This is a genomic window from Nocardia caishijiensis NBRC 108228 (assembly GCF_001612825.1).
Lineage (GTDB): Bacteria > Actinomycetota > Actinomycetes > Mycobacteriales > Mycobacteriaceae > Nocardia > Nocardia caishijiensis.
Map to the genome: position 1 here is coordinate 20,870 of NZ_BDBE01000042.1, position 8,932 is coordinate 29,801.

Sequence of the window (8,932 nt, forward strand, 5' to 3'; positions counted from 1 at the left end):
CATCATGCACAGACTCGACGGTCACCGGACGTTGGTCACCGGCGCCGGATCCGGTATCGGCCGCGCGACGGCGCTGCGCCTGCTCGATGAGGGCGCCACGGTCATCGGCGCCGACGTGTCGGCCGACGGCCTCGCGACCACCGCCACGCAGGCGAAGGACCGCCGCACGGCCGATCGTTTCAGCGTCCTCACCCTCGACATCGGCAGCGAGGAATCGGTGGTCGAGGGTGTCCGATCGGCCACCGCCACCCTGGGCGGCCTGGATTCGGTGGTGAACGCGGCGGGCATCCTGCGCGCTTCGCACACCGAGCAGACCTCCCTCGAGTTGTGGAACCAGATCATCGGGGTGAATCTCACCGGCACGTTCCTGGTGGTCCGTGAGGCACTGCCCGCGCTGCTGACCAATCCGCGCTCGACCATCGTGAACTTCAGCTCCACCTCGGCGGCCTTCGCGCACCCGTACATGGCGGCGTACGCGGCGAGCAAGGGCGGTATCCAGTCGTTCACCCATGCCATCGCCCTCGAGTACGGCGGCAAGGGTGTGCGTGCGGTGTCGGTGGCGCCGGGCAGCATCAAATCCGGGATAACCGATGCCACCGGTGGTTACGTGCCAGCCGATGCCGACTGGTCGCTATTCGCCAAGCTCTCCCCCGTGTTGCCGACCTCGCTGGAGTCCGGTGGCGCGGGCATGGGCGACCCGGACGCGGTGGCGGGCGTGATCGCCATGCTGGTGTCCGAGGACGGCGCGTTCATCACCGGCACCGAGATCCGCATCGACGGGGGTACCCACGCCTGATGAGCATCACCTATGACGGCACGTTGCGCGAATTGCCCACCGACGCAGGGGTTCTGCGTTACCACGAGGCCGGTGCCGGCCCGCCCCTGCTGTTGCTGCACGGCTCCGGTCCCGGGGTGACCGGGTGGCGCAACTTCCGTGGCAATCTGGCCACCTTCGCCGAGCGGTTCCGCTGCCTGGTTCTCGAGTTCCCCGGTTTCGGCGTGAGCGACGACTTCGGCGGGCACCCGATGGTGACCGCCCTGGACGCGGTGGCGCGCTTCGTCGACGGACTCGACCTGGACCGGGTCGATATCATCGGCAACTCGATGGGCGGTGGCGTGGCGCTGAATTACGCCATCGCGCAACCGGATCGGGTGGGCAAGCTGGTGACCATCGGCGGGATCGGGCGCAACCTGTTCAGCCCCGGCCCCGGCGAGGGGATCAAACTGCTGCAGGAGTTCACCGAGGAACCCACGCGGGAACGTCTCGTGCAGTGGTTGCATTCGATGGTGTTCGATCCGGCGATGGTGACCGAGGAACTCGTGGAGGAGCGCTGGACCCAGGCCACCGATCCCCCGACGTTGGACAGTGCCCGGCGCATGTACAGCAAGGCGGCGTTCACGGCGATGGTGCGGGCGATGGAAGCCGCCGACGCGCCCCCGCCCTGGGCCATGCTGCACAAGGTGCAGGCGCCGACGCTGGTCACCTGGGGCCGCGACGACCGGGTGAGCCCGCTCGACATGGCACTGATCCCGATGCGCACGATTCCGCGCGCCGAATTGCACGTGTTCCCGAACTGCGGGCACTGGGCGATGATCGAGCGGAAGGAAGAATTCGAATCGACGGTGCTGGCGTTCCTCACGCGCTGACAGCGCCTCTTTCCACCTTCACTGTATACCGTAAAGGGGGCCTTGCCACAAGGCCCCCTTTGTGGCGCATAATCGTCGGCCGCAGCATTTCACCTGCGGAAACACCGAAAGTGAGGGCTTGTGCCGGAACACGGTCACGACGAGGAATTGCGGTCGGAGCGCGAGTACGTGGCGCGCCTGTACGCGCGGCTCGACGCCGAGCGCGCACAGGTGAAGGGCCGCTACAACGCCGCACTGCGCGGCACCGGTAACTCCCCGATGGAACGCGACAACGAGGTGCGCGCGCTCGGGAAGGAGATCCAGCGTCTGAACGTCGCCGACAACGGTCTGTGTTTCGGCAGGCTGGACGCGGTGTCGGGCGAACGGTCCTACATCGGCCGCATCGGCCTGTTCGATGCCGGTGACGACTTCGAGCCACTGCTGCTCGACTGGCGGGCGCCCGCCGCGCGCGCGTTCTATGTGGCCACGGCCGCCAACCCGGAGGGCATGCGCAGGCGACGGCAGTTCCACACCCGTGATCGCCGGGTGCTCGATTTCACCGACGAGGTCCTCGGCAGGCCCGACGCGGGCGAGGGCGGCGACGCGGCGCTGCTGGCGGCGGTGAACGCACCGCGCGGGGACGGAATGCGCGACATCGTGGCGACCATCCAGGCCGAACAGGACGAGATCATCCGCCTCGAACACCCGGGCGTCACCGTGATCGAGGGCGGCCCCGGTACCGGCAAGACCGTCGTGGCGCTGCATCGGGTGGCCTATCTGCTCTACACCCAACGCAAGCGGATGGAACGGCAAGGCGTGCTGGTTGTCGGCCCGAATCCGGCGTTCCTGAACCACATCGCGCACGTGCTGCCCGCGCTCGGTGAGACGAATGTCGTCTTCGTCACCACCGCCGATCTGATGCCCGGGCTGCACGCCACCGCCGAGGACACACCGGAAGCGGCGCGCGTCAAAGGCTCGCTGCGCGTTCTCGATGTGCTCGGTGCAGCGATCGCGGACCGGCAACGCCTCCCCGCGGCGCCGCGGGACATCGAACTGGCCGATGCGACGGTGCGCGTCGACGCGGCCGTCGCGGAATGGGCGCGCGAGGAGGCGCGGGCAAGCGGACGACCGCACAACGAGGCACGGGCGGTGTTCGCCGAAATCGTCACCTATGTTCTCAGCGAACGCGCGATCGCCCGCATCGGAAAGGGCTGGTTGACGCGCGAGGACAGCGAGGCGTGGGAGCAACTGCGCGCCGACCTGACCGCCGAACTTGCCGAGAACGACGATTTCGTCGCTGTGCTCGACGAATGCTGGCCTGTACTGACTCCGGAAGGTCTTCTCGGCGAACTGTATTCGTCCTCGGAGCGCCTTCGGGCCGCGAACGCGGACGAGTCGCTGTGGCGGGCCGACGGTACCGCGTGGACGGTCTCGGATGTGCCGCTGCTCGACGAACTGGTCGACCTGCTCGGTCGCGACAAGCCCGCCGACGACACCGCCGAACGCGAGCGCCGCGCCGAAACAGCCTATGCCGCACGCGTATTGGAAGACACCTTGGTCGCCCGCGAGGACCATATGGACGACGAGGACCACCTCTTCGCCACGGACCTGCTCTACGGCGAGGACCTGGCCGAGCGCTTCCTCGAACGCGACACCCGTGAACTCGCCGAACGCGCTGCCGCCGACCGTGATTGGACCTACGGGCACGTGGTGGTCGACGAGGCCCAGGAGCTCTCGGAGATGGACTGGCGGGTGCTGATGCGCCGCTGCCCGAGCCGGTCGTTCACCATCGTCGGCGACCTGGCCCAGCGCCGGTCACCGGCCGGGGCGATCTCGTGGGCAACGGTGCTGGAACCGTATGTTTCCAGTCGCTGGGTGTACCGCTCGCTCACGGTGAACTACCGGACCCCCGCCGAGATCATGGCGGTCGCCGCCTCCGTGCTCGCGGAGTTCGCACCCGATGTCCGGCCGCCGGATTCGGTGCGCGCCTGTGGGGTGCGGCCGTGGTCGCAGCAGGTCTGCGCGGACGACATCGATTCATGTATCGAGGAATTCGTGCGTGGCGAGTCCGACCGAGAGGGAACGAGTGTGGTGATCGGGCCTGCTGGAATGGCGGGCACGGTGCCCGCGTCGGAGACCAAGGGTCTGGAGTTCGATTCCGTGCTCGTGGTCGAGCCGGGCCGGATTCTCGCGGAAGGGCCGCGCGGCGCGGCGGAGCTGTATGTGGCCCTCACCCGCGCCACTCAGCGCCTTGGCGTCGTCCACCACGAGCCCCTCCCGGACGCACTCAGGGGCCTCGCCGAGGCACCAGCCCCCTTCTCGACCCGGTGATCGTTACGCCGAACCATGCGGCACTTATGGGCGGATCGGGTCAGGCGTGTAGGGCGGGCTGATCGGCTTGCGGCAGGCACTGGGCCCCCGGTCATGGGCCGGGGGCCGGTTCGACCCCCGCCGCGTGGGGGTGGCAGTACCGCCGCCCGCACGGCGATCGACCTAACGCTGGGTGCTGCCCGCGTCCACCGGCAGAGTGACCGCGGTGATGTAGCGGGCTTCGTCGGAGGCCAGGAACAGGGTGGCGTTCGCGATGTCGACGGGGTCGACCCACGGGATGGGCAGTATGTTCATCGACGTGGCGGCCTCGGCGAACTCCTCGCGGGTCGGATTCTCCCGGTCCGGCCGAAAGACCTTGCGCACCATGTCGTTCTGGATCATCGGCGTGTCCACGTTGGTCGGGTGCACGGTGTTCACCCGGACATGGTGCGGCGCGAGTTCCTTCGCCAGCGAGCGCATCAAACCGACGACACCGTGTTTGGCCGCGACGTAGTGGGCGACGCCGACCAACCCACGCAAGCCCGCGATGGAACTGGTCAGGATCATCGCTCCCCCGTCACCGGCGATGAGGTGGGGTGTGGCCGCCTTGCAGGTCTGCCACACACCGGTGAGGTTGACGTCGATCATGGTCTGCCACTGCTGCTCGGTCAGCTCGAGGGCGAACGCACTCGAACTGATACCGGCTGTGGCACAGACGATGTCGAGTCCGCCCAGTTCGCCGACCCCGGCGTCGACGGCGGCCCGCAAGGCCGACCCGTCGCGCACGTCCACGACCGTGGCGACGATCCGCGCACCCGTCGCCTCGACGGCACGGACGGTCTCGTCGAGATCGTCACGGCTCGCCGGTGGTGTCACCACGGTGTCGACCGGTCCGCAGAGGTCGACCGCGATGATGTCGGCACCCTCCTCGGCCAGCCGGATCGCCTGCGCGCGGCCGATACCGCGCGCGGCGCCGGTGACGACCGCTACTTTGCCCGAAACCCGTCCCATGTCACACCTTCTGAGTCAGTCCGGCATCCACCACGAGTTGGGTTCCCGTCACGTAACGGGACTCGTCGGATGCGAGGAAGAGCACGGCATTGCTGACGTCGACCGGTTCCACCCACGGAACCGGCAGCAGGGTGCGCCGGGCCAGCGCCTCGGCCGCGTCCTGCCGCGTCGGATTCGGCAGGTCCGGGCGCAGTTTCGCGTAGACCTCGTCGTTGAGAATCATCGGCGTCGCCACCGACCCCGGATGCACGGTGTTCACCCGGACGCCACGCGGGCCGAGCTCGTTGGCGAGCGTGCGCGCCAACCCGACCACGGCATGCTTGCTCGCCGAATAATGCGCCGCCATGGCGCCGCCGACGATGCCGTTGACGGAGCTGACGAGCACGATCGATCCACCGTCGGCCAGGGCCTGTGCACCGGCACGCACCGTGTGCCACGCGCCGGTCAAGTTGATGTCGATGGTGCGCTGCCAGGCCTGGTCGGTCAGCTCCCACGACGGCGCGAGGTCGGTGTAGATGCCCGCGTTGGCGACGATCACGTCGAGCCTGCCGAGCTCACCCACCCCGCCGGTCACCGCCGCCTCCAGCGCGTCCGCCTCCCGCACATCGGCGGTCGCGGTGACGCACCGACGCCCCAGCGCCTCGACCGCCTGTTTCGTCGTCGCCAATTCCGCTGCGGCGCCGTCGATGTCGAGGGCTATCAGGTCCGCACCCTCCTCGGCGAGCCGCACACAGTGCGCGCGCCCCATCCCTCTGGCCGCCCCGGTGACCAGCGCCACCCTGCCCTGCATGCGATTCATCGGTCGCCCCTACCAGATCGAGTGTCCACCCGCCCGACGCTAAAGTCGCCACTCCCCCACATCCCCCGACCCTCCCGGTGAGCGGACGACACGACGAGACTTCCCACCCACCGGGAGCGTCGCCGGTCGAACCCGATCCCACCGCCGACCCGCCGGTTACCAATTTCTGGCGACGAGTGTAGAAAGTGGCTGTGAGTACGGGACGAAAGGTGGTCGATGTGCCCGGAGAAGTCTTCGGAAAATCATGGAACTTCGCGTCGGGGGCTCCGATCGATGAGATGTCCAGAAAAGCAGCCCGTTCCCGAAACGGTAGCGGCCGTCCGTACAGTGTCGGTTTCGACGACATCCCCGGCCTCGCGCGAGTCTTGCACGCCTACTGGAACCAGGACAATCTGAGCACCTACTTCTTGGATGAGTTCAGTAGAGTGTCTCTGAGATACACGTTCTATCGCGTCACAGAAAGCGTTCTATTTCTCGGCGACATTGTGATGTATGAGTATTCCTCCCCTGGCTACGTCGATTCCGCAAGGGCTGACATGATGACCAGTTATCTCTACACGAGGGACGGATCCATGACGGAGATAGTTTCTCCCAGGGATGGGGCCTACGACAAAGTTACCGAATACTTCGATGTCGACTCGAGCGCGCACTTCGAGCCTGTCCCCGAATTCGGAAACTGGACCTCCATTCGTCGGTACGAACGTTGACGAACTGTCCTACTACACGCTCCCGAACGGATGGGATTTCGCCGACGAGCGTCTCGCCCTGCTCGGCGCGGCTTACGACCCAGCGAGTATCGCGCTCGCGCAGCGGCTGGGGGTACGGGCGGGATGGCGGTGCTTGGAAGCCGGGGCCGGGGGTGGATCATTCGCGCGATGGCTGTGTAGCGCTGTGCTGCCCGGCGGTCGAGTACTCGCGGTCGATGCCGACCCACGCCACCTCACCGACCTGCCCGGCCTCGGTGGTGAAGTCGCCCAGCTCGACCTTGTCGCCGACGACATCCCCTCGGGCGCATTCGATTTCGTCCACACCAGATTCGTCCTACTGCACATCGCCGATCGAGACGTCGTCGTCCAGCGATTGGTGCGAGCATTGGCACCCGGCGGCGTGCTCATGCTCGAAGAAGGCGACGGGCTCGGCGTACTCGACGCCATGCCGTCTGCCTTCGGCGAGGTCTGGCGCGCCTTCGCGCGCTCGACCGAAACCGCAGGCGCGAGTCAATCCTGGGCCCGGAACCTGCCGACGCAGTTGGACGCGCTCGGACTCGTCGATGTTCATGCCGAAGCGGACATCCCGATGTTTCGCGGAGGCTCACCGACGGCGCGCATGTGGAACCTGACCTGGACTCAGGCCCACGACGCCCTGGTCGGAAGCGGCGTCCGACCCGAAGTGATCGCCACTGCCCAGGCCGAGTTGGAAGACAACCGACGATGGCACTTCGCCCCGCCCACGGTCCGCGCATGGGCTCGCCGAGGCGAGATGCCCGACCGGTGAGGCAACCTCCGACGCGAGTCGGTGGTCGCGGCGACTGTCAAACTGGCTGAATGAACCCTGACAGACGGGCGCGGGCACTGTCGTCGTTGCGTGGATCGGCGGTCGGAGACGCGTTCGGGGCATGTTTCGACGACGTGATCAATCACGGCGCGTTGCGGTCGCGAACCCTGTTACCGGGACCGTGGTTATGGACCGACGACACACAGATGGCGTGCTCGATTTTCGCTGTGCTCAACGCCCACGGCCGAATTGATCAGGAGGTGCTGGCGCGTTCCTTCGCCGAGCACTACGACATCTATCGCCGATACGGGCCCGGGACGAGCCGGATACTGCGGCTCATGCGCCAGAAGGGTTATCACTGGGGCGAACTCGCTAGACAGGCACGTGGTGGGCGGGGATCCTGGGGCAACGGCGCCGCTATGCGCGTGGCACCCCTGGGTGCGTGGTTCGCTGACGATCTGGACCGAGTCGTCGAAGAGGCGACAGCATCGGCGGTCGTCACTCACACCCACCCCGACGCCGTAGCCGGTGCGGTCGCGGTGGCTGTCGCTGCCGCTTTGTCCTCGGCGCAACCACACGTACGCGGAGTCGAGCTTCTCGACGCGGTCGCGGCCCGGACGCCCCGAGGTTCGGTCCGAAGCAAGATCAGGGAGGCCCGTTTCGTCAGCGATTCCAGCACGGCCGCTGCGGAATTGGGCGTCGGACACGAAACCTCCGCCCTCGACACCGTCCCGTTCTGCCTCTGGGTCGTGGCCAACCACGGGCACGATTTCGCAGACTCGTGCTGGACAGCCGCCTCGGCAGGAGGTGACAGTGACACCACCTGCGCGATCATCGGCGGGATCGTCGGTGCAGGCCCCGGCATCGACGTCGTACCGCCCGACTGGCTCACACGCTGCGAACCGCTGCCCGAATGGGCCACCGCCACCATTCCGCTTCTCTGAAAGCGCGCGGGAGGGCGCCGCATGAACGCTGGCGTCCGCATCGGCCGGATCGAATCGACTACTCATCGAACACTTTCCGAACGTCGGCGCCGGGAATAGAGTTCAGCGGTGACTTCGAGAATCGCGGCATACGGGGTCTGCCTCGAACAGGATCGGGTACTGCTTGTTCGACATGTAGCGCCCAGCGGCGAAACCAACTGGACACTGCCGGGCGGCGGGGTCGAGCACGGCGAGGATCCCTTCGATACGGTGACCCGCGAACTCGCGGAGGAGACCGGACTCGAAGGCGTCGTCGAACGCCTGCTCGGGGTGGATTCGAGGCTCATTCCGGCACATGTCGCATACTCGGGCGTAGTGCACCAGAACATCGGGATCTACTATCTCCTCCGCGTCATCGGTGGCGGTCTCAGGGCCGAACCGAACGGGGCGACCGTCGAGCCGACCTGGACTCCGATTTCCGAAGTGACGCACCTGCGACGATCATCGCTCGTGGATTCGGGTCTGGCTCTGGCACAGACCGTTCCGCCGACCGGCCACGTCACGTCTACTCCGGTCGGTGGCCTGATCCAGCATTGACCCGGGCTCCGCCCCTCAGAGTTCGATACCGGGCGAGCGGCGGCCGCGGACACATCAGGCGGGTGAGATCAGGGTTGCGACCGCATCCAGCACGAGACGACGGCGTTCGGTTCGTGGCACCAGGCGCACGATGTCTTCGGCCGGTTGATGCCACATGTTCGCGACAGTCAGC

9 protein-coding genes are annotated in these 8,932 nt (G+C 67.1%); 7 read left to right on the forward strand and 2 right to left on the reverse strand.

The annotated features are described in order from the left end of the window. Positions 1-4: 4 nt before the first annotated feature. From NC7_RS24430 to helR, 3 genes are all read left to right on the forward strand, one after another. Positions 5-796 (forward strand): SDR family NAD(P)-dependent oxidoreductase, encoded by a 792-nt coding sequence (locus tag NC7_RS24430; RefSeq protein WP_067987085.1) that lies wholly within the window; start codon positions 5-7, stop codon positions 794-796. Continuing rightward, on the forward strand, positions 796-1,647 hold the full coding sequence (locus tag NC7_RS24435; RefSeq protein WP_067987087.1) for an alpha/beta fold hydrolase: 852 nt from the start codon (positions 796-798) through the stop codon (positions 1,645-1,647). The genes NC7_RS24430 and NC7_RS24435 overlap by 1 nt, the downstream gene beginning before the upstream one ends. A 120-nt stretch (positions 1,648-1,767) precedes the next feature. Further along, positions 1,768-3,957 carry an RNA polymerase recycling motor ATPase HelR gene (gene helR, locus NC7_RS24440; protein ID WP_174550265.1) on the forward strand — a complete coding sequence of 730 codons (2,190 nt, stop codon included), beginning with the start codon at positions 1,768-1,770 and terminating at the stop codon, positions 3,955-3,957. Between the two features lie 162 nt (positions 3,958-4,119). Here the strand turns inward: helR and NC7_RS24445 are convergent, their stop codons facing one another. Further along, positions 4,120-4,947, reverse strand: a complete 828-nt coding sequence (locus NC7_RS24445; RefSeq protein WP_067987089.1) for a mycofactocin-coupled SDR family oxidoreductase — start codon at positions 4,945-4,947, stop codon at positions 4,120-4,122. Position 4,948: 1 nt separating this feature from the next. Further along, on the reverse strand, positions 4,949-5,746 hold the full coding sequence (locus NC7_RS24450) for a mycofactocin-coupled SDR family oxidoreductase (RefSeq protein WP_067987091.1): 798 nt from the start codon (positions 5,744-5,746) through the stop codon (positions 4,949-4,951). A 218-nt stretch (positions 5,747-5,964) separates the two neighbouring features. Between NC7_RS24450 and NC7_RS29640 the strand changes: the two genes are divergently transcribed. The 4 genes from NC7_RS29640 (at position 5,965) to NC7_RS24470 (ending at position 8,760) form a co-directional block, all read left to right on the forward strand. Further along, on the forward strand, positions 5,965-6,453 hold the full coding sequence (locus tag NC7_RS29640; protein WP_159372899.1) for a hypothetical protein: 489 nt from the start codon (positions 5,965-5,967) through the stop codon (positions 6,451-6,453). Next, a complete protein-coding gene (locus NC7_RS24460; RefSeq protein ID WP_236573683.1) occupies positions 6,377-7,240 on the forward strand; it encodes a class I SAM-dependent methyltransferase in 864 nt (287 codons plus the stop codon). Before NC7_RS29640 ends, NC7_RS24460 begins: the two co-directional genes overlap by 77 nt. Positions 7,241-7,290: 50 nt before the next feature. Next, complete coding sequence (locus NC7_RS24465) at positions 7,291-8,184, forward strand: ADP-ribosylglycohydrolase family protein (RefSeq protein WP_067987096.1); 894 nt, start codon at positions 7,291-7,293, stop codon at positions 8,182-8,184. A gap of 108 nt (positions 8,185-8,292) precedes the next feature. Then, positions 8,293-8,760, forward strand: a complete 468-nt coding sequence (locus tag NC7_RS24470) for an NUDIX hydrolase (protein ID WP_067987098.1) — start codon at positions 8,293-8,295, stop codon at positions 8,758-8,760. Positions 8,761-8,932: the final 172 nt, after the last annotated feature.